Origin of the sequence: Paenibacillus sp. BIHB 4019 (assembly GCF_002741035.1) — a bacterium.
Lineage (GTDB): Bacteria > Bacillota > Bacilli > Paenibacillales > Paenibacillaceae > Pristimantibacillus.
Genome location: NZ_CP016808.1, coordinates 4,495,903 through 4,519,921 on the forward strand (window position 1 = coordinate 4,495,903; position 24,019 = coordinate 4,519,921).

At 47.3% G+C, this 24,019-nt stretch carries 19 protein-coding genes; 14 read left to right on the plus strand and 5 right to left on the minus strand.

Features of this window, described 5'->3' with window-relative positions:
* The first annotated feature begins 51 nt into the window (after positions 1–51).
* From BBD42_RS19480 to BBD42_RS19515, 8 genes are all read left to right on the plus strand, one after another.
* Positions 52–636, plus strand: coding sequence for a TetR/AcrR family transcriptional regulator (locus tag BBD42_RS19480; protein WP_099519515.1), 585 nt, complete (start codon positions 52–54; stop codon positions 634–636).
* Between the two features lie 23 nt (positions 637–659).
* On the plus strand, positions 660–1,082 hold the full coding sequence (locus BBD42_RS19485) for an ester cyclase (RefSeq protein ID WP_099519516.1): 423 nt from the start codon (positions 660–662) through the stop codon (positions 1,080–1,082).
* Positions 1,083–1,326: 244 nt separating this feature from the next.
* Positions 1,327–1,653 (plus strand): urease subunit gamma, encoded by a 327-nt coding sequence (locus BBD42_RS19490; RefSeq protein WP_056029948.1) that lies wholly within the window; start codon positions 1,327–1,329, stop codon positions 1,651–1,653.
* Positions 1,650–3,698 carry an urease subunit alpha gene (ureC, locus tag BBD42_RS19495; protein WP_099519517.1) on the plus strand — a complete coding sequence of 683 codons (2,049 nt, stop codon included), beginning with the start codon at positions 1,650–1,652 and terminating at the stop codon, positions 3,696–3,698. The genes BBD42_RS19490 and ureC overlap by 4 nt, the downstream gene beginning before the upstream one ends.
* A 27-nt stretch (positions 3,699–3,725) precedes the next feature.
* Positions 3,726–4,460, plus strand: coding sequence for an urease accessory protein UreF (locus tag BBD42_RS19500; protein WP_099519518.1), 735 nt, complete (start codon positions 3,726–3,728; stop codon positions 4,458–4,460).
* A 59-nt stretch (positions 4,461–4,519) separates the two neighbouring features.
* The gene (ureG, locus tag BBD42_RS19505; protein WP_099519519.1) at positions 4,520–5,236 is read left to right on the plus strand and encodes an urease accessory protein UreG; all 717 of its coding nucleotides are present in this window, start codon (positions 4,520–4,522) and stop codon (positions 5,234–5,236) included.
* On the plus strand, positions 5,229–6,068 hold the full coding sequence (locus BBD42_RS19510; RefSeq protein WP_099519520.1) for an urease accessory protein UreD: 840 nt from the start codon (positions 5,229–5,231) through the stop codon (positions 6,066–6,068). Before ureG ends, BBD42_RS19510 begins: the two co-directional genes overlap by 8 nt.
* A 33-nt stretch (positions 6,069–6,101) precedes the next feature.
* Complete coding sequence (locus BBD42_RS19515) at positions 6,102–6,758, plus strand: urease accessory protein UreH (RefSeq protein WP_056029939.1); 657 nt, start codon at positions 6,102–6,104, stop codon at positions 6,756–6,758.
* An 89-nt stretch (positions 6,759–6,847) separates the two neighbouring features.
* Here the strand turns inward: BBD42_RS19515 and BBD42_RS19520 are convergent, their stop codons facing one another.
* Positions 6,848–9,667 carry an Ig-like domain-containing protein gene (locus tag BBD42_RS19520; RefSeq protein WP_099519521.1) on the minus strand — a complete coding sequence of 940 codons (2,820 nt, stop codon included), beginning with the start codon at positions 9,665–9,667 and terminating at the stop codon, positions 6,848–6,850.
* 9 nt (positions 9,668–9,676) lie between these two features.
* Positions 9,677–11,512, minus strand: a complete 1,836-nt coding sequence (locus BBD42_RS19525; RefSeq protein ID WP_099519522.1) for a motility associated factor glycosyltransferase family protein — start codon at positions 11,510–11,512, stop codon at positions 9,677–9,679.
* Positions 11,513–12,002: 490 nt separating this feature from the next.
* On the opposite strand from BBD42_RS19525, the gene BBD42_RS19535 reads away from it, so the two are divergent.
* The 6 genes from BBD42_RS19535 to BBD42_RS19560 all read left to right on the plus strand — a co-directional run bounded on the left by BBD42_RS19535 (position 12,003) and on the right by BBD42_RS19560 (position 21,093).
* The gene (locus BBD42_RS19535) at positions 12,003–14,273 is read left to right on the plus strand and encodes a helix-turn-helix transcriptional regulator (protein ID WP_099519524.1); all 2,271 of its coding nucleotides are present in this window, start codon (positions 12,003–12,005) and stop codon (positions 14,271–14,273) included.
* 385 nt (positions 14,274–14,658) lie between these two features.
* Entirely contained in the window at positions 14,659–16,257 is a 1,599-nt protein-coding gene (locus BBD42_RS19540; RefSeq protein WP_099519525.1) for an extracellular solute-binding protein, read from the plus strand.
* Between the two features lie 119 nt (positions 16,258–16,376).
* Complete coding sequence (locus BBD42_RS19545) at positions 16,377–17,279, plus strand: ABC transporter permease (RefSeq protein ID WP_099519526.1); 903 nt, start codon at positions 16,377–16,379, stop codon at positions 17,277–17,279.
* A gap of 26 nt (positions 17,280–17,305) precedes the next feature.
* The gene (locus BBD42_RS19550) at positions 17,306–18,181 is read left to right on the plus strand and encodes a carbohydrate ABC transporter permease (RefSeq protein WP_099519527.1); all 876 of its coding nucleotides are present in this window, start codon (positions 17,306–17,308) and stop codon (positions 18,179–18,181) included.
* A gap of 11 nt (positions 18,182–18,192) precedes the next feature.
* On the plus strand, positions 18,193–19,356 hold the full coding sequence (locus BBD42_RS19555; protein WP_099519528.1) for an MFS transporter: 1,164 nt from the start codon (positions 18,193–18,195) through the stop codon (positions 19,354–19,356).
* 54 nt (positions 19,357–19,410) lie between these two features.
* Complete coding sequence (locus BBD42_RS19560; RefSeq protein WP_099519529.1) at positions 19,411–21,093, plus strand: DUF8769 domain-containing protein; 1,683 nt, start codon at positions 19,411–19,413, stop codon at positions 21,091–21,093.
* Between the two features lie 72 nt (positions 21,094–21,165).
* On the opposite strand, the gene BBD42_RS19565 is transcribed toward BBD42_RS19560, so the two are convergent.
* From BBD42_RS19565 to BBD42_RS19575, 3 genes are all read right to left on the minus strand, one after another.
* Positions 21,166–21,372: a hypothetical protein gene (locus BBD42_RS19565; RefSeq protein ID WP_099519530.1), complete on the minus strand. Its 207-nt coding sequence runs from the start codon at positions 21,370–21,372 to the stop codon at positions 21,166–21,168.
* A gap of 70 nt (positions 21,373–21,442) precedes the next feature.
* Complete coding sequence (locus BBD42_RS19570; protein WP_172455560.1) at positions 21,443–22,249, minus strand: alpha/beta fold hydrolase; 807 nt, start codon at positions 22,247–22,249, stop codon at positions 21,443–21,445.
* A 244-nt stretch (positions 22,250–22,493) separates the two neighbouring features.
* Positions 22,494–23,894, minus strand: coding sequence for a discoidin domain-containing protein (locus tag BBD42_RS19575; RefSeq protein ID WP_099519532.1), 1,401 nt, complete (start codon positions 23,892–23,894; stop codon positions 22,494–22,496).
* Between the last annotated feature and the right edge of the window lie 125 nt (positions 23,895–24,019).

The window sequence follows — 24,019 nt, forward strand, 5'->3', positions numbered from 1 at the left end:
TTTCAATTTTAAAATAATAAAATACCGATCGTTATTAAATTGGAGGTTGCTATGGCCCGATTACGCGAATTTAATGAGGAGCAGGCATTGGATGCGGCGCTGCAAATTTTTTGGGAGAAGGGCTTTGAAGCGACTTCTTTAAGTGATTTGACTGCGGCGATGGGAATTCAGCGTCCAAGCATTTATGCGGCTTTTGGCGATAAGAAGTCGCTGTTTGAAGCTGCGCTGCGAAAATATACAAGGGAGCATGCCGCTCATGTACGTGCGAGCCTGCAGAAGAAGGCTTCGGTTAAAGAAGCGTTTCGTGCTTTTTTTGAGCAAAAGCTGAATAAAGAATACCGGGAAGGCCCGAGTATGGGGTGCTTTTGCCTTAATACAATGGTGGAGCTGTCCCCTCATGATGAGAAATTCGAAATTTTGACGAGAGAGCATCAGATGTACCTCACTGTTATTTTTGAGGAGACGATTGAACGAGGCATTAGTACGGGCGAGCTTGATTCCAATATCAACGCCAAGGGGTTGGCCCAAACGCTGGTTGTGTCGCTTATAGGACTTACGGTTTTGATGAAAGCCCGCCCAGATCGTTCTTTTGTTGACAATAGCATGAATATGATTTTGAGCTTGCTAGATTCATAGCCATTAGGGGAAGAGGGATGAGGATGTCGGCAGCGCAGGTTGTACGCGAATTTTTTGAAAAGGTGCGTTCAGGCAAGGAGCTTGAAGCGGTACATGGCGTAATGGCGGAATGCGTATTGGCCCATCAGGTTCAATCGGAAAAGGAAGTGACGGTAGAGCGGTCGCCAGCAGATTATGCTGCTCATGTCCGCGAAATGATGCAAATATATGGGGAGTTTACATTAACCGTTGAACAATTTTTAGTACAGGATGACCAGGTTTACGTGCGCTGGAAGCAGGTGGGTAACCATTTGGGCGAAATAGACGGTGTTGTGCCGACAGGAAAACCGATTGTTGAAATAGCAAGTGCGGTTTATCGGGTTGAAGCTGGAAAAATCGTTGAATATTGGATTCAAATCGATCGTGAAGGCATTCGTGCCCAATTGGAGCAAAATGCTAAACTTTAAGTTAAAGGTTAACGGCAGTAAGGTGGCCTTCACTGAGGTGAATTAGATGGCGCATAAGAAGCTTTCAGAACTACGAATCTCGTGGGACTGGAGGCTTTTTTATATGAGGCTGGCTGGCGTTCGGACGCAATATTTATTTTTTTGTTCAAAATATCCAAAAATAAGGGTTTTCATGTTAGTATATATGACAAGAACAATATAGTTTATACAACATGGGAAGATGACGCTATAAAGGAGTGTAGCTATGTATTTGCTGGAGAGAGAGAAGGAAAAGCTGTTTATCGTGCTGGCAGCCGATTTGGCACGGAGAAGGCAAGCTCGCGGCCTGCGTCTTAATTATCCTGAAGCCGTTGCCATTATTACTTATGAGATTATGGAAGGTGCAAGGGACGGGAAGACGGTAGCTGAGCTTATGAGTTACGGGCGTACCATTCTTGCCGAGGAAGATGTGATGGAAGGTATCTCGTCGATGGTTCATGAGGTGCAGGTCGAGGCCACTTTTCCAGATGGAACGAAGCTAGTTACGATTCATGACCCCATTGTTCCGCGAAGGAAGGGGAGTGAACAATGATTCCCGGCGAGGTAGTTCCGAAGCAGGATGTCGTTTGGCAAAATACAGGTCGCATAGTAAGAGACGTATTAGTAATGAACTGTGGGGATCGGCCGATTCAAGTAGGGTCGCATTTTCCATTTGCACAAGTAAATCCTAAGCTGGATTTTGACCGTGCCGCAGCAGAAGGCTTCCGCCTCAATATTCCATCTGGAACGGCTGTGAGATTCGAGCCAGGCGAGGAAAAGCCGGTTCAGCTCGTAGCTTATGGCGGAGCGGCCTCGCCGTTAAGTACTGAGGGTGAGGATAAACAGGTGGGTTTGCCGATTTCTAGAGAAGCCTATATCAGCATGTTTGGACCGACGATAGGCGATCTGGTGAGGCTCGCTGATACAGAGCTGTTTATAGAAATTGAACGCGATTATGCCCATTATGGCGATGAATGCAAGTTCGGCGGAGGCAAGGTGCTGCGGGATGGCATGGGGCAGTCAGCCTTTCGCACTCGGGATGAGAATGTGCTCGATACGGTTATTACCAATGCTGTCATTATTGATTACGCTGGTATTGTGAAGGGTGATATTGGCATTAAGGATGGGAAAATCATCGCTATCGGCAAGGCGGGCAACCCGGATACGATGGAGGGCGTTCATCCTGAGCTCATCGTAGGCGCTTCCACAGAGGTCATTGCCGGAGAAGGGAAGCTTATTACTGCAGGTGGGATCGATACGCATATTCATTTTATTTGCCCGCAGCAAATCGAGACGGCGCTGTCTTCAGGCGTGACGACGATGATTGGCGGAGGAACGGGGCCAGCAGAGGGAACGAAAGCAACGACTTGTACACCGGGCAGCTGGCATATTCATCGCATGCTGGAGGCGGCTGAGGAATACCCAATGAATATCGGTTTTCTTGGCAAAGGCAACTCATCCGGCCTGGATACGCTGCGCGAGCAAATAGCGGCGGGGGCGATTGGCCTTAAAATTCATGAGGATTGGGGCTCAACGCCAGCTGTTATCGACGCGGCGCTCACAGTCGCGGATGAAATGGACGTCCAGGTAGCGATTCATACCGATACGCTGAATGAAGCGGGCTTTGTGGAAGAGACGATTAAAGCCATAAACGGACGTACAATTCATACGTACCATACCGAAGGGGCGGGCGGCGGCCATGCGCCGGATATTATTACACTCGCAGGGCATCCGAACGTCATTCCGTCATCTACGAACCCAACAAAGCCTTTTACGATTAATACGATAGAAGAGCATTTGGATATGCTGATGGTTTGCCATCATCTTGATCGCAACATCCCCGAGGATGTCGCTTTCGCTGACTCACGCATACGTCCTGAAACAATTGCAGCGGAAGATATTTTGCATGATTTGGGGGCGCTTAGCATTATTAGCTCTGATTCGCAGGCGATGGGCCGAGTGGGAGAGGTCATTTCCCGTACTTGGCAGACGGCCGATAAAATGAAGCGCCAGCGTGGCCCATTGGCTGGAAATGGTGGGGCTGGCGAGGATGGGAAAGCGGGAGAGGTAAGTCCCAACGACAACAGCAGGGTAAAGCGTTTTGTAGCTAAATATACGATAAATCCAGCCATTGCCCATGGCATTTCTAAATATGTAGGCTCGGTAGAAGCGGGGAAATGGGCGGATCTCGTCTTGTGGAAGCCAGAATTTTTCGGGACGAAGCCGGAGCTGGTACTGAAGGGCGGCATGCCTGCCTTCGCAATCATGGGTGATCCTAATGCCTCGATTCCAACGCCGGAGCCCAAAATCGGACGGCTCATGTTCGGCGCGCATGGCAAGGCGAAATACAGCAGCTGTATTACCTTCGTATCGAAAGCAGCAGCTGAAGCTGGAATTAAACAGCAGTTGGGCCTTGGGAAGCAGGTACTGCCGGTATCGGGCTGCCGCACGATTGGCAAACGCGATATGCTGCTAAATGACTTAACGCCGGAAATTACCGTTAATCCAGATACGTACGAGGTGCTGGTCGATGGCGAGCAGGCAATCTGCGAGCCGCTGAGCGTGCTTCCGATGGCGCAGCGATACTACTTATTTTAGAAGCTCGCTTGGAGGGAGAAGCCAAGGATGATGTCTTTTTTGCAGGTAGCACAATTAGTAGACTCGGCTTTTCCGACAGGGGCATTTTCCCATTCCTTTGGCCTGGAAACGTATGTGCAGGAGGAGCGAATCCGAACTATTCCTGATTTTTTAACATGGATGGAAGGTTATATTCAAGGCACCGTTTCCCCTATTGAAGGCACTGGCGTGTATTGGAGTGCCATTTGGGTGCCAGCCTACTTGCAGCAGTCCAGGCAGCAGTCTGAGAAGCAGGAGCAGGACAAGATTAAGTCGAAGCTGCTGGATTTATCGCGCCGGATGACGGGCACGCGCCTGGCACGGGAGTCCAGAGAAGGGGCAAGCAAAATCGGCAAACGCTATTTGCATACTGTGCAGGCGGTATACCCCGAAACGCTGCTTGGCGATTATGCGTCTTGGATCAAGCATGAACGCGGGGACGCGAATGCGGCGATCGTTCATGGCTGGATTTGCGCGTTTTTGCAGCTAACGCCTCATATGGCGGTGCTCAGCTTTTTATATCAGACGGTTAACAGCATGCTGCAAAATTTAATTCGAATGTGGAGCCTGGGCCAGACCGATGGCCAAAAAATAATGACCGCCTTGTTTCCGCTTCTGGAGCGCGAGGCGGCGGCGATAACAGCGGAGCCGCTTTTGCCCAGCCAGATGTATACCGCGAACGTCATGCAGGAAATTGCAGCTATGCGCCATGAAAGTCTGTATTCCCGCTTATTTATGTCTTAATGGTGGATGAAGCTAGCCATCGCGTTAGCAAGTAATAAAGATGAAGGAGAGATAAGCATATGTGTGGAGGAGCAAATCATAGCCATGCCCATGATAGCTGGAACAGCACGCCGTTTCAAGGAGGAAGAGCGCTGCGTATCGGAGTTGGCGGTCCTGTAGGCTCAGGGAAAACAGCGCTGTTGGAGAAAATCAGCGAAATCATGTATCCGGACTATAGCATCGGCATTATTACTAATGATATTTATACGAAAGAGGATGCGGTCATTTTGACCAAAACAGGCGTTTTGCCGCAGGAGCGCATCATTGGAGTGGAGACAGGAGGTTGCCCGCATACCGCTGTTCGCGAGGATGTATCGATGAATATGGAGGCGGTCGAGGATCTGGAGGAGCGTTTTAGCGATCTGGATCTGCTGTTCATTGAAAGCGGCGGCGACAATTTGGCGGCAGCATTCAGCCCAGAGCTGGTCGATATGTTTATCTACATCATTGATGTTGCCCAAGGCGAAAAAATTCCGCGTAAAGGAGGGCCTGGCATTACCCGCTCTGATCTGCTCGTCATTAATAAAATCGATCTCGCCCCTTATGTCGGAGCAAGCCTTGAGGTGATGAGCGAGGATTCCAAGCGGATGCGCGGGGACCGTCCATTTGTAATGACCAATCTCAAAAGCGAAGAAAGTGCAGCTAAAGTTGTGGAATGGATTATCGCAGCTTGCCCAGCGCTAAAGCATAGCCATACTCATCACCATCATCACGAGCATCATCACGACCATGCATAGCCGATGGCAGGGTGAAATTGATTTTATTAATGGAAAAAATGTTTTAAGCTATTCGGCTCATCAAGCACCGCTGAAAATTACCCGCCCGTTCAAAGGGCCATCCGGCGAGATGATTATTTATTTAATGGAATCATCTCCCGGCCTGTTCGGCGGAGATGTTCAGGAGCTGGATTGCCAAGTAGGGGAAAACGCACATCTGCTGCTAACGACCCAGTCATCGTGCAAGCTGCATCCGGGAATGGGCGAGTCGACGAGCGGACAGAACAATCTTTTTCGAGTCGGGAAAGATGCTGTGCTGGAGTATTTTCCAGGGCCGCTCGTTCCTTATAAGGATGTCCGTTATAAAGGGAATACGGAAGTTCGTCTGCAGCGGGGGGCACAGCTTTTGATGAGTGAGATCATTACGCCTGGCCGTGCGGGTTACGGAGAAACGTTCGAATACGAGATGCTGCACAGCGAGCTGGCGGTGTATTGGGAGAATCGGCTTGTCGTATGGGACCCATTAAGGCTGGAGCCGCGGAAGTATCCGCCCCAATCGGTGCTCGGGGGTTATTCTCATTTCGGTAATTTTTGGTTTTTATCTGAAAAGATTACAGCAGAGCATGTGGATGCGGTGCGGCGTATACTGGACAGTTATTCGAATGTGAAGCCGTCAAATAGTAGTAGATTAGGGCAGGAGATTTATGGCGGCGTGTCGCTCTTGGAGGCAAATGGCCTAGTCGTGCGCTGCCTTGGCAATAGCGGAGCAGAGCTTGAGGCGCTGTTCCATGTCATTTGGAGCGAGCTGCGCCCGCTGCTGCTTGGTAAGGATGCTTTTCAGCTGCGCAAGTAGCGGATATAGATATGAAAAACAGGGGGTCATGAAATGGATGCAGGTATACTCTCTGTGCTAGCGATCGGGTTTCTGCTGGGCATCAAGCATGCGCTTGAGCCGGATCATGTCATTGCGGTATCCACGATTGCGATTAAAAGCAAGCATATTGTTAAGTCTGCCTTTTCCGGCGTATTTTGGGGGATCGGGCATTCGCTGACGCTGTTTATTGTCGGTTTTATCCTCATGGCCATGAGAAGCGAGATGACGGAAAAATGGGCGATGTCGCTAGAATTTCTTGTCGGTGTCATGATCGTCGTGTTGGGCGTAAATACGATGATTTCGCTTAGAAACAGGCGTGCGATTGCGGGTGCGAAGGATAGTCAGCATTTTCACGGCTCTTATCGTAAATCTTTGCTGATTGGCTTCATTCATGGTCTCGCTGGCAGCGGAGCGATGGTCGTTTTGACGATGAGCACAGTGAACAGTATTAGCGAAGGGCTGATCTATATCGTCGTATTTGGCGTTGGTACGGTAATCGGCATGTTATGTTTTACTACCTTCATCAGCATTCCGTTTATTCTTTCTTCCAGCCGCTTCAAGCTCAATCGCGTCTTAATTGGGGCAACCGGCGTCGTTAGCGCTGTATTTGGTTTGTATTATATGTACAACCTAGGCGTGAATGAAGGATTGTTTGGATTATGGGTATAGCTTGTTAGAAGCCTAGGTGTAAGTGGGATTTGAAAAAAACACAGACAAGCTCAAGACCACGTGGTCTTGAGCTTGTTTGGTTTGAACAATTATTGATTCGGCTGTTGGATCAAATAATCCATCAGTCGCGTGATGACGGCTGCCATTTCAGCGCGCGTCAGCGTTTTATCCGGCTGGAAGCTTCCGTCAGGATAGCCTTGGAAGATGCCAAGCTCGATCGCTTTCTGAATGCCATCGGAGGCCCAAGCTGGAATGGAAGATTGATCTTTAAAGGATGAAGCCGCATTATTTTGTGCTGCTGGCAAAATCCGTCCCAGCATAGCAGCAAGCTGTGCCCGTGTTATGGATTCACTGCCTTGGAAGCCTTGCGCGCTGCCGAGCATAATATTATTTTGCAGCAGGGCGGCAACTGCCGGTTTTGCCCATTCTGGAATGCTGCCAGAGTCGGGAAGGCTGTTCAGCGCTGTGACGTCAGTGCTTGCCAGTGGTAAACCCAACACTTTCGCCATCATAACCGCCATTTCATAGCGGTTGGTCACTTGATTAGGCTTGAAGGTTTGATCTTCATAGCCTTGAATAATATTCAAGCTCATCAGCTTTAATATATCTTTATTGGCCCAATTGCTTGCCGTATCGACCGGCTGATAGACGCTTTGATTTTCGATAACCGCAACCCAGCTTTCAGCAGGCATATCGGCATGGAGCGTATTGCCGTCGTGCTGCGTAGGCAGCGCGATCCATTGCTTGTATTTTGGATCATAGTAGTAAATAAGTGCTGCCGAGCCATTTTGGTTAGCAGGTAATGTGATGATTTTTTCCTGTCCCGTTTTAAATGGAACAGTAATTACATTAACCTGAGCGGAATTTGCGATTATTGGTGCAGTTTCGCCTGGGACGACCACGGGATTGGATGGTGTCGTTGTCGGGCTTGGCTGATTGCTGCCTGTATGTGTTTGGGCGCCAGTAGAGAAATTCCAATAGGAATCATCATGCCCAATGAGAGGGTTCCCGTTGAGGTCGGAAAGGGCACCATTGGAAAAACTAATGAAATAAGAGGTAAAACCATCTAAATCTATATCTGGATTTAAAATGAATGAATTGCCGCTAAAGGAAGCGGAAGCCCCGCTGATATGGCCATTAGAGATAGTGAATTCACGAGCAACCTGCAGATTGTCTGTTCGGCGAATGGAAATCGTACCGTTGTTTAATTGAACAGGCTCATTAAAAAGAAAGCCAAGTTCGGTATTCGTCGGCAACCCAGAGAGTGATTGCTGCAAGAAATTCATAAGGAATGGTTCTTCATCCATAGTCGTAAAATGCCAAGAGGAAGAATCTAATAGTCCGGCGAAAGGGTTATGGGATCGGTCGACAAAGGTGCCGGAAGTGATGTGTATATAATAATCGGTTTCCTGCTCAAGCCTTACATCAGAAAAAAGAAGAATGGTGGCACCGGAATGAGAAGCGTAATCGGCATAAGAATTAGGAGAGCCGGAAATCGCAAAGGTTTGAATAGGTGTAGTTACGCCTTGTTTAAAAAGCTGGATTTCACCGTAACCAAATAAAACCTCCTCGTTAAACTGAAGCATGTAGCCTCCAGATACAGGAGCGATGCTGTCGCCGTTTTCTGGGAACGTATAGGTTAGGACGGGTGGCGTAGAATCGCCGGTTGAAAAACTCCAGTAGGAATCAAAAAGCCCAAAGAAAGGGTTGCCGTTCAGGTCAGTAATGGCTCCACTTGTAATGTTAATAAAATAAGTAGTAAAATCGTCTAATTTTGAGTCTGGATTTAAAATGAACGAATTGCCGCTAAAGGAAGCGGAAGCCCCGCTGATATGGCCATTAGAGATCGTGAATTCACGAGCAACCTGCAGATTGTCTGTTCGGCGAATGGAAATCGTGCCGTTGTTTAATTGAACAGGCTCATTAAAAGAAAACATGAGATCCGTATCTGGATTAACAGGTAGCCCGGAAAGTGAATAGGGTCCAAAGCCTATTAGCTCGGGGTATTCATCCATAGTCGTAAAATGCCAAGAGGAAGAATCTAATAGCCCGGCGAAAGGGTTATGGGATCTGTCAACAAAGGTGCCAGAAGTGATGTGTATATAATAATCGGTTTCCTGCTCAAGCCTTAAGTCAGACAAAAGATGAATCGTGGCACCGGAATAAGACGCGTAATCGGCATAAGAATTAGGAGAGCCAGAAATCGCAAAGGTTTGAATAGGTGTAGGTACGCCTTGTTTAAAAAGCTGGATTTCACCGTAACCAAATAAAACCTCCTCGTTAAACTGAAGCGTATATCCCCCGGATACAGGGGCGATGCTATCGCCGTTTTCTGGGAAAGTGTAGGATAGGACGGGTGGCGATGTATCCTCTGTTTTAAAATACCAAGAAGCATTTTCATTACTCAAAAAATGATTGCCATCTGAAAATATGAAAAGTCCACTAGATACATCGACATAATAATCTGTATTTTCCTGAAGTTCTAAATTAGGATCTATAACTACCATGTTGCCGCTTAATATGAGAGATGCACCGTTAATAGTGCCACTAGAGATGGTAATGAGTTGTTCAGCCGTACTGTTAATATCACGATAGATCGCTATCGTTCCGTTCCCTAAATTAACCGTTTCGTTAAAGAAGAGCATTATATTTGAATCTACGGGTACTCCACTTGATACAGGGGAAAAGTCTATAAGATCCAAATATGAGGGAGAATTAAGAGAATAAATTAAATTTGGTGAATAAGTAATTTCAGATACCGAACTCGTCAATGATGGTGTAATCATAGGGGGCTGCGAAGAAGCATAAAGCACGAAAGGGGCAAACATGTTTGCAAGTTGCGTAGAGGCTGCGGTTAGTGTGATAATTTTTTTCGTACGGCTAAGTGTGAATTGATTCATTTTTTTCATCCTGAGCGTCTACTCCTTTTTATGATTCGTAAAGTCGTCAATAATAACATTCAAATTATGAAAATAGGGTTGGATCATTTTGTAATCTTCATAACATTCATATAAATACTGCCCAAATCCAGACAATAACAAATCTTTCTTTTTATTTATATCGGTTTCAATCTTTATATTCATAATATAGCTGTATAAAATTTCGTATTTTACTCTTGTTAGTGGATGGAGGATAAATTTGAAAAATAAATTGTCTTGTAAAGATTTAAAAGCAAAATCAAAAGATTGGAATCTGCTTTTTTCAGGACTAATCTGAATATCCGCCATTGTTTGCTGTAAAGTAGCGAAAATGGGAAGTATTTGACTCTCCTGTTCAAGCATTTGCTGCTGACGTTGTGTTAAGTAAGAAAATTGAATTGGATTTGTCATTGAATGCGCGAACCATTCTTTATTGATTGCATTTGGTACGAGTATCGTATCAATGACGGAAGATAACGTTTGGAATGGCGCACCGTCAATTTTTGCTCCTCCTTTTGTTGTATTAATAATAGTTTGACTTGGTTTTAGTCGGATAACATATTCCATTTCTTTGCGCATAGCGTTTAAACCGGGGTTGGTTTCCAACAATGTGTTTTCTACGCTGATAACTTGTTCAACTACCTTGGAATCAGCTGCCTCATAAGGAACGCCAGCCGCATAATATTGTTTGTCACGCAAGGCGAAGTTTTGGCCTACTAGAATAATTGAAGAACAGTTCATCAGCATGAGTGCTTGCAGAGCCACAATGGCAATGCTGCTTGCATCGCTCAATACGGGTGTTTGTTTACTGCCACTTATGTAAAAGCCATAAAGCATGTCTTGGCTCATTGGCAAATGAATTTTTTTCCAAGGGAACTGTGCGACTACCCCCGTTCCCACTGAAGTGCCAAATACCATTGGAAAAGGGGACTTGTTTTCTGTGATGGCTTTTTGAAAAACTTTATAATTTAATTCGCTTGGATCATATGTAAAGGCGGCATCAGGTATAATTTTAAACTCAACTAGTGTATTTATAGCAGATCCTACTGATATGATGTAAGCGGAGCGCTGCTGCTTTATGATACGTAATTGATCTATTTCGTCTTGCAGGGATGGTCCTGCGGCAACCAGCAAAGCGGGCTTATGTTGAAAATGGTTGCGGAAATCAAATAAATTAGGTGTATTTAGCGTAGCTGCAAAATTCTCAAAGCTGTTAGTGATCCATTTTTTTTCATAACGTTGGCTAATGCTTAGATTGATCTTTTTTTGGTGAATGACTGTTTGAATTAACTTGAGAAATTTATTATGGGCTATAGGGAGAATTTTTAGGTAAGAAGGCAAGGTAATTAAGGTAAAGCTTTTAGGGATTTGATACAGAATTGATTTTATTTCTTTCAAATTAAATTGGTTTTTAGGTGATCCTAAGCTAATATTTCGAAGCATTGGAATATTCAATTCCTTAATATCAACATAAGAAAAGAAGGCAATTAGGATTTTAGCAGAAGGCTCAAAAATAGAATAAGGAACGTTAGGATACATTTGCGTGAACTTTCTAATATGATGTCCCAAACCAGTACCATAAAAAATGACATGGTGCTTCTGCTGGTTTATTTCTTTTGCGACTTCAAGCAGGATTTTGTCGGCCTCTTGTACAGGATTTTCCTCTAGGTGCAAGCTTATGGACTGTTGATTTATTTCGCAAATAAGATTATTTAAATTCTTTGAATCTTGCTTTATAGACAATTCATCCATCTGAGCGATTTGTTCTAAGTGCTGTATGTTACGAAATAAATCAGGACGATGTTCTTTGATGGCGGTCAAGTTTTGTAGAAACATAGAACCTCTTCTTTCTTGTTAAATATGGGTAATTTATCATGAACTACTTCCTTTATACTACAAAGTTCAACATATTACATTCTTTTCTGCGAAAATAAATCGTTCGAATTCAAAACTTTGGAGCTAAAATGAGCGATAGTATGTCTGCAGAATTATTAGCGAGTCCCGCAGCGGAGCGGGTGGACCGGAAGCTGCCTAGACATTAATGTCGGCAACGTTTGAGATCGAAGAGCAGCCATTGGCGCTTAACGGTGCGACTAAAAGGGAATGCGAGGGGTTTAATGAAGCTCCGAAGCATTCCCTTTTTTTCATTGTCCATTTATATAGCCCTTACATTGCAAATGTAAGGGCTTTCCTGCCATCTTTTTTTGAATTAAGCTTTGTTTTCTCGACATATCTGATACAATGTTATAAAAGCTATCATGAAAAGGGTGTTTGTAAGGAATAATCGCATGGCAATTTCGATGCTGTCAGATTTGGAGTGAGGATTATGTCAAAAAATTGGTATCGCAGATTGCTATTTTCGTATTTTCCGATTTTTATTTTAACGATATCTATTGTCATTTTCCTCTCCTTCCTCATTGTGAATGAGATTTCGAGAAATGAAACGGAGAAGGCGAATCGCATTTCCACCTCCTATGTCGTCGATAGTCTCGACAGAGCGGTCAATCAAGTCGAGATGGAAATATTGCGTCAAATGGAAAACGACCCGGTCTACGGACAATTTCTTGCGGGTGATGTGGAGAAGGGCGGTCCCGAATTTATGGAGCTCGCTAAAAAACTGTGGGTTTTGGAAAGCAACAATGAGCTGCTTGATTCTGTGTATATATACCGTCTGTCCGATCATCGCATCGTTAGCAAATATGGATTTACGACGCAGGAGGTGTTTGCTGATCGTGCTTATTTGGAGCAGGCGCTGGATGAACCGTCCTTTCAGCGCTGGTCGCAAATTCGTTCCTTCAAGCTGCTGGAATCCGACCAGCCGGAGGAAGTGATCAGCATGCATAAACGCTTGCCGCTTCCCTTCGGCCAGGAAGGCGTTTTAGTCATTAATCTCGGCGTCTATCCTTTAGGCCGAATGATTGATGATATGACGCGCAGCAACGTTTCCTTTCTTCATGTAACGGGCAAGGAAGGCGAAACTATTTTTCCAAAAGGCAATTTAGGAACGGGGAGTATTGACGATAAGGGTACTGTGCTAACGACGCTAGTATCTCCAAAGCTGGGCTGGACGTTCAGCAGCGGCTTGCGTGCCGGGCAGCTATTCGCGTGGGTATCCGTCATTTCTTATGTATGGATTATTATTGGGCTGGCTACCTTATTGCTAGCCGTCCTCTATATCATTTATATTACGCGCAAAAACTATAAGCCCATTCAGGTGATGATGAGCCGTATTCAGGCGCTTCCCGCGCGCTCCTCCGATGTCACGACCAGGGACGAACTGGTGTTAATTGACCACGCGCTGGAGCAGCTTATTCAGCAGACCGCAGATTATGAGATGCAGCATCATGAGAATCTGCTTATACGCAGGCGGCAGTTTTTTATCGATTTAATCGAAGGCAATGCTCAAGGGGATCGGGTTGAAAAATGCCGCTCCTTAGCCGTGCTGCAGGCGTCGGAGCATGCGGTGCATGCCGCAGTCGTCATTGCGGAAATGCATGATTTTGATGCCTCCTACGGCGATTTCTCCCATCAAGATCAGCAAACGTTCCGGTTGACGCTTATGAACCTTTTTCAGGAGCTGGCACGGGAAAGGGAGCTGGACAGCTGGGCGGAATGGATAGGCAGCAGCCAGTTGGGCATTATTTTTACAAGTGGTGCCGCAGAGGAAGCAGAAGATGATGATGAAGCTTTCAAAGACATGCTGCGATTAGCCGTCAAGAGCTCACACCAGTGGGCCGCGAACCAATTCGAGCTGACGATGAAGTTTGGTATCGGCATTGTGGCGAATTTGGATAGCGCCTTAAGCTTAAAGGAATCCTACCAATCCGCCGGATCGGCGCTGCAATATGTATTGTCACTGGGTGAAAATGAAATGGTGTTTGGCTCGGATGTGCCGCTGCAGCCGCATATGGAGTCCTATAAATATTTCCCGATCATGGCTGGCATCGTCAAAATGTTTCGCTTGACCAATCAGGAATGGCGGGAGCAGGTGCATACGCTGTTTCAAATGGTCGGCTCCGAGCTGCTTGCGGATCATGACATTCGCATGCTCATCCATTGGCTTAGACAAATGCTGGGCAGAGAGCTGATGGACCTCTCAGACAATCTGAAGGATTATTTCGTCGGACAGCAAGCGCAGCTGTGGCGGGCAGAGCTGGATAAAGCACAGCGGCTGCCCGAGATGGAAGCTTTGCTGCTGGAAATGATGAATGAGGTTTACCGAGTATATGTATCGACTAATGAAAATAAAAGCTATCGGGCGATGATTAGTGAGATGAAAGCTTACATTGAAGAGCATTATACGAATCCGGATTTGTCCCTTACGATATTGAGCGATCGCTTCCAAGTATCTGCGAAATATGCGAGCCATTTGTTCAAGGAAGAGTTTAATACAAAATTCGTTGATTTTTTGGCGCAGCTGCGAATTGTGCATGCCCAAACTTTGCTGAGCCAAACGGACGAGGTTATTCAACAAATCGCTTTGCGGGTGGGCTACGCCAATTCCGTTACCTTCGGACGTGTGTTTAAAAAAATAGTCGGTGTCACGCCGGGAGACTACAGAAAATACGAAATGAAGCCAGAGCATGCAAGTGAATAAGCATTAGCTGCGAGGCGGCTCCCGAACATATTCGGGGGCCTTTTTTAACTATAAGAATGTATAAGTTTCACACGTATAAATAGGCTTATATTTCTCGGACTGAAACACGCCGCATTGCCAGAGGATGGTGACAGCCGTTTCACCTTGGATGGCCAATTCAAGCGAATCGGAAAAAGGTCTGTTTACAGGAAAGGCGTCACATCAGCGGAAATACAGGGTTTACGACGATTTTCCACCTGATTTTTGAGGTGGAATTCTGTTTATTGTCAGATTTCCTGTCATCATGTCATACTTGGCTCATCTCCACAAGCGGCATCGTCAAGCGAGGTTAGGAAAGCTTACCTCTATAGGCGGGGCAAACCAAACAAAAAGGGGCTGTGAACAAATGAAGCGTAGCAAAAGTAAAATGGCGGTCAAAAAATGGATGGCGGGTACGTTCGCATTAACTGTACTGGTTACGGGCTGTTCAAACGGAGGCGGAGCAACACCGGCCGCAAGCTCAGGATCGAATGCAGGCGGCGCAGCGGCTTCTTCATTAAAAGTAGAAATTTTCGATCGCGGCAATACGCCGCAGGGCTATACGATTACAGACAGCTATTTGACCCGTTACGTGAAAGACAACTTCACCAAAACGAGCAGCATTGATGTTCAATTCGTGCCGATCCCCCGTTCTGAGGAAATTGCCAAGCTGAACGTGCTCATGGCAAGCGGCGATGATGTGCCGGATATCGTATTTACGTATGATCAAGCCGTATTTGAGCGTTATGCCGAGCAAGGCGGCCTTACAGACTTGTCGGACTTATTAAATGAGCACGGATCAAACCTTAAAAGTTTTCTAGGTGACGATACGCTGGCCTATGGTCAACTGGGAGGAAAGCAATTTGCTATCCCGGGCAAAAGAATGTTAACCGAAAGATATTCCTCTTGGATTCGCAAGGATTGGCTGGACAAGGTGGGCTTGCCGATGCCTGCGACAACAGACGAGCTTTACGAAGCGCTTAAAGCATTTAAAGAAAAAGATCCCGGTGAAACGGGGGGCAGCGTTATTCCTCTGGGCATGACGATTGAGCCGGCTCAGTTTGAGCCGCTGCTCTGGTCATTCATTCAGCCGCAAAGCTCATTAACGACGGACGAGCAGCTGGCGAACCGTGATTATTTGCCAGTGCTTCCGGGCTTTAAGGAAGGCCTGCGCTTTATGAACAAGCTTTACAATGAAGGGCTGATGAGCAAGGATTTTGGGCTCGACCAAGATAAAAAGCAGCTGACGCAGGATATTCAAAGCGGCAAAATTGGGATGTTCAGCGATGACTATCCAAATATCTATTATAAAGATGGGGTATATGCCAGCCTAGTGGCCAACAGTCCGAATGCTATTCTCGAACCAATTGATCCGTTCACGAATGCAGAAGGCTTGCATGCAAAACCGGAATATGCACCTAACGCCCTGTACATTATGGTTCCGAAATCAAGCAAGCACGCAGTCGAAGCGATTAAATATTTGGACTGGATGTCCGCGACGAATGTGCTTATTGATATGCAAAATGGTGTATTAGGCGAGAACTACGAGCTGAAGGATGGCATACCGGTTACATTAGATAGTGCATCGAAGGAAGCGACGGACAGAATCTATAACTTTGGCGATATTGTCATTGTGGCTAACGGTAAAGTCGGAGGCGATGAAGAGCAAAACAAGAAGGCCTTTACGTTCAGCGTGGAGTCTAAATTCCAAAAGGATTTTGCACAATCGATGGAATTTGCTAATACCGATACGATTGCACCGGTCATATTCAATCGCCCAATCACTAGCAAAACCAAATATGGCACTACGCTTGATAGCAAGCTTGATGAAATGATCGTTAAAACAACGATGGCGGCTCCAGATAAATTCGACAGCACTTTCGATACTGCTATGGAGGATTACATGTCTCGTGGTGGCAAGGAAGTGATGGACGAGCGTACGGCAGCTTATACAGAAGCGAAATAAAGCAGTTTGCGCTTTGGGTTTTAGGCTATGAGGGCAAGTAAAGAGCAGGAGGGCGGAGCGGGCCGAAGCAGGCTCCCTCTGCGCCAACTGCCTATGAAGGAAAGAAGGGGCGAACAACATTGAGCACAAACATTTATTTCCGCAGGTATTGGCAGCTTTACGCGCTGATTTCACTCCCGCTCCTTTATTTTCTGGTGTTCAAATATGGACCGATGTGGGGCGTGCAAATCGCATTCAAGGATTTTAACCTGTTTCAAGGCATTTCGGGCAGTGAATGGATTGGCTTTGATGCTTTTATTGAAGTTTTCAAGATGAAGGATTTTTATTTGACGCTTCGCAATACGTTAATGCTTAATATTTTGGATTTATTAGTATCCTTCCCTGCTCCATTAATTTTAGCGATTATGCTGTATGAAGCGAAATGGGTTTGGTTCAAAAAAATATCGCAAACGATTTTGTATATTCCCCATTTTATATCATGGGTCATTATAGGCGGCATTGTATATCAAGTATTTGGCACGCAATCCGGCATGATTAACAATTTTTTAAGCTCGCTTGGCTTTGATGCCATTCCGTTTTTAACGGATAAGAAGGATTGGCTGGTCACGTATTTGGCAACAGGCGTGTGGCAAAGCGCAGGCTGGGGAACGATTTTATATTTGGCCGCATTGACCGGCATTAACCGCGAGCTGTTCGAAGCGGCGGAGGTTGATGGCGCGGGGCGCTTTAAACGGATTTGGCATATTACCCTTCCAGGCCTCAAAACGACAATTGTAACGCTGCTCATTATCAATCTTGGCAATATGATTACAATAGGCTTTGAACGGCCATATATTATCGGCAATTTGGCGGTTCGCGAATATTCGGATGTACTGAGCACCTTCGTATACCGCGTCGGTATTCAATCTGGTGAATATACGCTGGCGACGGTCGTTGGTTTGTTTCAGGCTGTTGTAGGACTGATCTTCGTCCTCGGCGCCAATTATGCATCTAAAAAACTAACAGATGAGAGCATACTGTAGCTCTTACGGAAAGGTGCGGAGGATTCATGAATGAACGTACGGCAAATCGCGTATTTGATACGGTAAATATTGTTTTGCTTGCACTCGCAGTAGTCGTTTGTATTTTGCCGTTTCTGCATATTATTGCGGTATCGCTCAGCTCGAATTTGGCAATAACATCGGGCAGGGTAACCCTCTTCCCGGTCGGATTTAACTGGGATGCGTACGGCAAGGTTTTTTCGGATATGACGATGATTCGATCATTGGGCTTTACTGTTTTTCTGACGGCACTTTGTGCCGCGCTATGTATGGCGATGACGATTGTTGCTGCCTATCCGTTAACAAAATCGCAGCTTAAAGGAAGAAAGCTGTTTATGATTTTAATCGTCATCACGATGTTTTTTACAGGGGGCATCATTCCGGAATATATCCTCGTGCGTGACCTGAATTTGCTCAATACGGTGTGGGCGCTTGTGCTGCCGGGTCTGATTAGTCCTTTTTATCTGATTATTCTGATTTCATTCTTTAATGGCATTCCGAAAAGCTTAGAGGAAGCAGCTGAAATTGATGGCAGCTCGCATTTTGGCACGCTGATGCGCATCATATTGCCGCTTTCCCTGCCTGTTATGGCGACGCTTTGTCTCTTTTACGCCGTCGGGCGCTGGAACGGCTTTCAGGATACGCTCATGTATATTTCCAAGCCGGAGCTGTACCCGATTCAGCTCAAGCTGTATCAAATGATTCAGAACAATATGGTTTCAGAGCTGGCCATCCTTGAAGGCCACAGCGGTACGCAGCAAATTACGCCAGAAAGCTTGAAATCAGCGAGTGTTATTTTTGCTACAGTTCCGATATTGCTCGTATACCCATGGCTGCAGCGTTACTTTGTCAGTGGCGTAATGCTTGGAGCAGTGAAAGGATAATCAACCTCATCATGAATGACGCGAAAAAAATGCTGCTAAAGCTGCGAGCCTTGTACTTGTTTACAGGGCTCGCTGGCGGTTTGTTCAACCCTTATTTAACGACGCTGCTCGTTCATCAAGGCATGTCGGCGGGTCAGGTAGGCATGATGATGTCTCTCGGCACGCTGCTGTCTATCATCGTTCAGCCATTCTGGGGCTACATGGTGGACCGCTACCGCCAGACGAAGCTGGTGCTTGTATGCAGCATCGGAATGCCCGCGGTGCTCGCTTACTTTTACAATGTTCAAATTTTTGCGCTGCTCGTCATCGTGTATACAACGTCGATTATTTTCAGCGTGACGCAAAGCCCGATCGCCGATTCCTATGCCGTTACCGCTGCCCGCGAAGGGCGCACCTCCTATGGCACGATTCGCAGCCTGGGGAGTTTAGGCACGGCGCTTGGCGGTTATGCCGGCGGCTTGTATTTATCTTATTTTCACATTACGCAGCTATGGCTGCCGTTTTTTATATTCAGTGCGGCTGGAGTGGCAATGGTGCTGACGCTCTCGAATAAATCAGAAAGCTACCGAACGACGGTGAGCTTAACCGAAGGGTTCAAAAAAATGCTCGGCAACCGCAATTTCCTATGGTTTCTTGTGGCCTGCTTTTTTGTCAATCAGACGCTGACCGCCTACAATTCCTTTTTTGTGCTTTCCTTTCAGGAGGCAGGAGGAAGCTTCTCCATGGTCGGCTTTGCGCTGCTGCTCGCTTCGATGACTAATGTGCCCTCCATGCTGCTGGCCGCTAAAATTATTGCCAAGCTCGGCAGGGAGCGGACGCTCGTCATTGCCGCTTTCGCCTATGCGCTGCGCTGGGCTGTGCAATGGCTGTTTCCGTACCCGCCTGTCATGATAGGTATCCAAGCGCTGCATGGCTTGTCGTTCGGACTCTTTTATGTCGCAGCGGTTGAGTACGTAGCAAACGTATCGGGCAAGGAAATGCAGGCGACCGGACAAAGCGTATTTAATATGGTTTTTGTCGGGCTGGGCGGCATTATTGGCAACCTGCTTAATGGCTTTTTGTATAATGCGGGTGGCGCACAATTGATGTATCTGGCGTGCACGGTCAGTGCTATAATGGGCTTGTTGCTATTACATGGCGTTAATAAAAGAAGCCGTTCTTTGCAAGGGCCTTAATTAAAGCATGAATACCGGGCGGATAATGGCGGAACTTCTAGGGGGAGAAAGGGCATGGCATGGAAAGAATGGAGCCAGTTGTCGGAGGAGCGCCGTTATTTAGTCGATCAAGCGCTGGCTTATATGGATGCAAAGTATGATGAGAAGGCGAAGCTGATTGGCGACAGCGAGGAGCATGGCAAGCACGGCACGAGGGGCAGTGGACATTACGCACTCGGACTGCTGCTGCGCAGCGAGCCGGGCGACATAGAGCGGGCTTGCGAGGTGCTCCATAAAATTATTGATTTGCAATTCGATGCGCCGGATGAAATTTACCATGGCACCTTCAAAAGCGCACTGGAGTCAATCGACCCGCCAGCGGGCAATTACCCTTGGAAAAGCTTAGGGCAGGGCCATGCTTATTTTCTAGCGCAAACCGTTGAAAAAATAACCGAGCGCTTGGTCAGCGGCATAGAAGGCGAGCAAGCGAAAAAGGAATGGGCTGACCGGCTTGTGACGGCGGTAGATGAAGTGCTGCCTCCAGTTTGGAAAAGCTACGATCCGAATTGGCGCGAGTTCATCAGCTGCATTTTTGCTGTCATTTTGGAGCATTTTGCAGACAAGCTGCCGCAGCAGCTGCTCGAACGTATGGAGCAATCGATGATCAAGGCGGTTACCGGGTCTATAGAACGCCGCTTGTCGGATGTCGTCCCGATGAATTCCAATATTGAGCTGATGCATGCGTTTATTACCCATTATTACGGCACACGCCTGCAGCGCAGCGATTGGCTGGAGCATGCCGACCGCGAGGCGGAGAAGCTTCATGCCCGTTATGCGGAGTTCGGCTCCTTATCCGAATTCAATACGACAACCTATTATGGCGTCGATTTGACGGTGCTTGGTTTATGGCGGCAATATGGAAAGACGGCGGCCTTTAAGCAGCTTGGGCATGCGATGGAGAAGGGGCTTTGGGCCAACATCGCCGATTTTTATAATCCGTATATCGAAAATCTTTCCGGCCCGTTTGCCCGTGCCTACGAAATGGAAATGACTGCCCACAGCTCGCTGGGCGTTATGCTGTATTTGGCACTCGGCAAAGGCTATGAGCATTTTACCGCAATAAACTGTGAGACGGAGCATGATATTATGATCGCGCTTGTCGGCGTAGATGTACCGGAGGAGCTGCTTCTGCAGCTTGCCGAGCATCAGCGCGACCGGCTTGTGGAGCAGCCGTTCCGGGAGCTGTGTGAGCGGGACCAGCCGGGTGCAAATACAAATTTATGTACAGCGCGGGCTTGGATCGAGAAAGAGCTGATGATGGGCGCTATGTCAGGCAGCAAAAACACGAACGGCCAGCTTCATCCGGCCACGATTCATTGGAAAACGGCGGATGGGCATAAATACGATCTTCGTCTCATTCGGCGCGAAGTAGGCAAGCATTGGAACACCCATCTGCGAGGTGTCTATTATGAAGCAGCTGTGAATGAACGCGAGCTTGAGGTAGAGGTCCAGTGCAGTGCTGCCGTCGATATTGAATTTTATTTTGAAATTACGGGGCAAGGGGTAGACGCGCGCGGCATTGCGGCCAATCGCTGGACGCTGCCAGGGCTAACGCTTGAAGTTGAGGCGGAGGCTCCAGCTCCTGTTGTGCAAGCTTTTGGAAATCGGCTGGAAATCATCTATTTGGTACAAGCGAAAAAATCATCAGCGACACCTGCCGCGCCCGCTACAATGAAATTTTTGCTCAGCAGAGTGTAGGGAAAGCTTCAGCACAGTGCCCCCGTTTCTGTTGGAAATGGGGGCACTGCTTCGTTCAAGCGGCGGGATGTTTTACTTCAACTCGTTTACAATCATCAGCCGATCAGCCGTCTTTGCCGGATTTCCTCTGCCATCGGTGTTATAAGTGATGACATAAACGCGGCTATCCTTTATTTTCACATAGCGCAGCCGCCCTTCTCCAGCAAAGACGACCGACATTTCCTTTGCTGCAGGGTCATAGCGATACAGGGCATTGCCCGCTAGCGTAGTGATCAGCATCCGGTTCTGATCGTCAATGGCTGCATCGGATGGCGCGATAGCCGGCTCGCCAGTATGATAGGGATGCCCGTCAGGATACAGGCTTGATGAAACGCTCCAATATGCAATTAAACGACTCCGGCGCGTCGAGCTGGGCGCAGTGGCCGGCACCGGGCAGCAGCACAAGCTGCGACAGCGTTTCTGCCTTGTGCCAGCTGTGCGCGTGATCCACAAGCACCTTCAAATCTTGATCTCCGTATACGAGCAGCATATGGTAGGGCACCGGCGTATCCTTTTTTGTGAAAAAATCGCCCAGCCCCGACATGGCTGCAAAAGAGCGCCGATTAAACAGCTTCGCGCCTCGGGCGAATACATCCCGGCCATAGCTGCTGGCGCAGGAAATGGTAGTCACATAACGGCGAAACCGCCCCATGGAAAATAAAAAATAAAACAGCCACCGCAGTCCCTCGCGCTTCTGTTCCTTCCAAATTTCCGCATTTTCGCGATGAATGGAATAACCTCCGACAATCGTAACGGATAGCACCCGCTCGTTAAAACGATCTGCGAATGCTTGAGCTGCGAGCGAGCCAAGGGAAACGCCGACCACATGGCAGGCGGCAATGTTGTGCTTATCTAAAACCGCGGCCACAATGTGCGGCATATCTTTTAACGTCACTTTGGTGCCATGAACTTGGCTGCGGCCATGCCCGGGCATATCAAGGGCTATCACCTGATAGCCGCTCTTGAAATAGCTCGTCTGCTTGCAAAATACCCGATGATCCGCGAACGCCGGGTGGAGAAACAATAGCGTTTGTTTTCCGGGATTAGGCAAGAATTGATAAGCTATGCTGCTATTGCGATACGACAAGTGCTGAGCAGTTGCTAGAAGCTCGTTCATAGGAATAGGCCTCCACATTAGGATGCTTATCATTATATTCGAGCTTGCGGGCCATCATGCCATAAGCATGGAAGATGAATAGGGGATAGGCTTGCTCGGCGGCTGTCTATATTTCTATTAATTGTAATTGGTAAAAAAAGAACGCCGAAAGGGGATAGTCTCCTTTGACGTTCCTTTTATGCTTATGCTGTTTTGCTTTACTCGCAGCCTAGCTTATTGTTTGCTGAACTCCCAGGCTCCAATGCTAGCTGGATGCTTTAACCTTCCACTCTAAAATGCCAGTGGATGCCGGGTTTTTCGATACCATTTCGATTCGCAGCGATGTCGTTGCTACAGGTTTGAATGTTGTTGTGTTGTATTGGTTAATGCTCGTTCCGAGGCCGACGGCGTTTTGGACATCTACCCAAGCGCTGCCGTTCCAATATTTGATTTTATATGAGCTCGGCACATCGATACCGCCATTGTCCTTGAACCAGTACACATCCGTTTGTGTAACGGTGTAGCTCTTATCAAACGTATATTGAACCCATTGCGTACCGGTTTCCGGCCAGTTTCCATAAACCGCATGGTTGCGGTCGTTGGAATGAATCGGATCAAAGCCGTCATTGAGTGCGCTAATGCTTTCCCAAGGGGATACATAAGAGGACGTAACGGAAGCGTTAAGCGCAATGTTGCTCAAATTCGCATTGCCATTATCAGTTATGCCCGGGAATCGAGTAGCATCCTTCTTCACTTGGCTCCATGTATAACGCAGCATCCAAATGTCCCAGTTCGTAATCGTTGGCGAATTTCCTGCCCACATAATGGTAGGCACTGGGAAGCCGCCCGGAGGGCGCTCGTTCGCCTCATAAAAGTCTGGCAAACCAAAGCCATGGCCAATTTCATGCTCTGTAATTTGAATTTCATTGGAATTGACGGTGCTCAAAATGTAATCGTCGGACATGCGCTGGCCCCAATCGCCGCCTGCTCCGCCGCCAAAGCCTGATGTTGCCCACAAATACATGTCAAAGCGCTTGTCGAGTCCGCCTGGATAAACATAGTTGGGGTTCGTAAAATGGTCGAAGCGCGACAAAGCGCTCGGCGCTACAGGCAGCTTCGATGGGATAGCGGGATTAGAGGTGCTCAGTTGGTCAGTTATATAGTCTGTATAGATGATTTCATCTGCTTGCTTGTCTAAAATTTGCGCGGAGTTGGCTACGGCCCAGCCCACGATTTTCACTTGGATGTCTCCGTAAGGCCAGCCGTCATAATCTTTCAAATGCTTCGTCCAGTTATTCATTTGGCGCTGCAGCATGGCGGCAAGATCCTTGCGCTGCTGGAGCGTCAAGTTTTTGCCCGATTGCCAGCGCACGACGTAATTTAAAGTGCCTTTTCCAGCAACGATTTGATCAAAAATCAAGTTTTTGCGAACCGTCGAGCCTTCCGTTACCATGCGATTAGTCCATACCCACTCAATGGAGCTTTTGAGGTTCGCAGGCATGTCTGCGAGCGTAATGCTGCTGACCGCGGCGGCTGAAGCTTGATAAGCGACTGCTGGCGTAATCGTTGGCAACGCTGGAGCTGCTGACGCAACGGTAAGGCTGCTGGCAAGCAGGGAACCCGAGAGCAAGAATGAAGTCAAGGCGAGGCTGGTTTTCTTTAACATTTTTGTTCCTCCATTTTCTGAGATTGGATTTTTTTAAACAGCTAGCTGATCCTCATCCCCACATGTACTTTGATTTTGAATTTTTGGATACATCTAGCAAACTTTCAATTCGTCTATCATTTTAC

Bases quoted from the DNA above. Each gene is read 5' to 3' on its own strand.
- BBD42_RS19555 (WP_099519528.1), top strand. From the start codon at position 18,193: ATGAATGACGCGAAAAAAATGCTGCTAAAGCTGCGAGCCTTGTACTTG.
- BBD42_RS19540 (WP_099519525.1), top strand. From the start codon at position 14,659: ATGAAGCGTAGCAAAAGTAAAATGGCGGTCAAAAAATGGATGGCGGGT.
- BBD42_RS19500 (WP_099519518.1), top strand. From the start codon at position 3,726: ATGATGTCTTTTTTGCAGGTAGCACAATTAGTAGACTCGGCTTTTCCG.
- BBD42_RS19570 (WP_172455560.1), bottom strand. From the start codon at position 22,249: ATGAACGAGCTTCTAGCAACTGCTCAGCACTTGTCGTATCGCAATAGC.
- BBD42_RS19525 (WP_099519522.1), bottom strand. From the start codon at position 11,512: ATGTTTCTACAAAACTTGACCGCCATCAAAGAACATCGTCCTGATTTA.
- BBD42_RS19565 (WP_099519530.1), bottom strand. From the start codon at position 21,372: ATGCTGATCACTACGCTAGCGGGCAATGCCCTGTATCGCTATGACCCT.
- BBD42_RS19480 (WP_099519515.1), top strand. From the start codon at position 52: ATGGCCCGATTACGCGAATTTAATGAGGAGCAGGCATTGGATGCGGCG.
- ureC (WP_099519517.1), top strand. From the start codon at position 1,650: ATGATTCCCGGCGAGGTAGTTCCGAAGCAGGATGTCGTTTGGCAAAAT.
- BBD42_RS19485 (WP_099519516.1), top strand. From the start codon at position 660: ATGTCGGCAGCGCAGGTTGTACGCGAATTTTTTGAAAAGGTGCGTTCA.
- BBD42_RS19550 (WP_099519527.1), top strand. From the start codon at position 17,306: ATGAATGAACGTACGGCAAATCGCGTATTTGATACGGTAAATATTGTT.
- BBD42_RS19575 (WP_099519532.1), bottom strand. From the start codon at position 23,894: ATGTTAAAGAAAACCAGCCTCGCCTTGACTTCATTCTTGCTCTCGGGT.
- ureG (WP_099519519.1), top strand. From the start codon at position 4,520: ATGTGTGGAGGAGCAAATCATAGCCATGCCCATGATAGCTGGAACAGC.
- BBD42_RS19535 (WP_099519524.1), top strand. From the start codon at position 12,003: ATGTCAAAAAATTGGTATCGCAGATTGCTATTTTCGTATTTTCCGATT.
- BBD42_RS19490 (WP_056029948.1), top strand. From the start codon at position 1,327: ATGTATTTGCTGGAGAGAGAGAAGGAAAAGCTGTTTATCGTGCTGGCA.
- BBD42_RS19560 (WP_099519529.1), top strand. From the start codon at position 19,411: ATGGCATGGAAAGAATGGAGCCAGTTGTCGGAGGAGCGCCGTTATTTA.
- BBD42_RS19520 (WP_099519521.1), bottom strand. From the start codon at position 9,667: ATGAAAAAAATGAATCAATTCACACTTAGCCGTACGAAAAAAATTATC.
- BBD42_RS19510 (WP_099519520.1), top strand. From the start codon at position 5,229: ATGCATAGCCGATGGCAGGGTGAAATTGATTTTATTAATGGAAAAAAT.
- BBD42_RS19515 (WP_056029939.1), top strand. From the start codon at position 6,102: ATGGATGCAGGTATACTCTCTGTGCTAGCGATCGGGTTTCTGCTGGGC.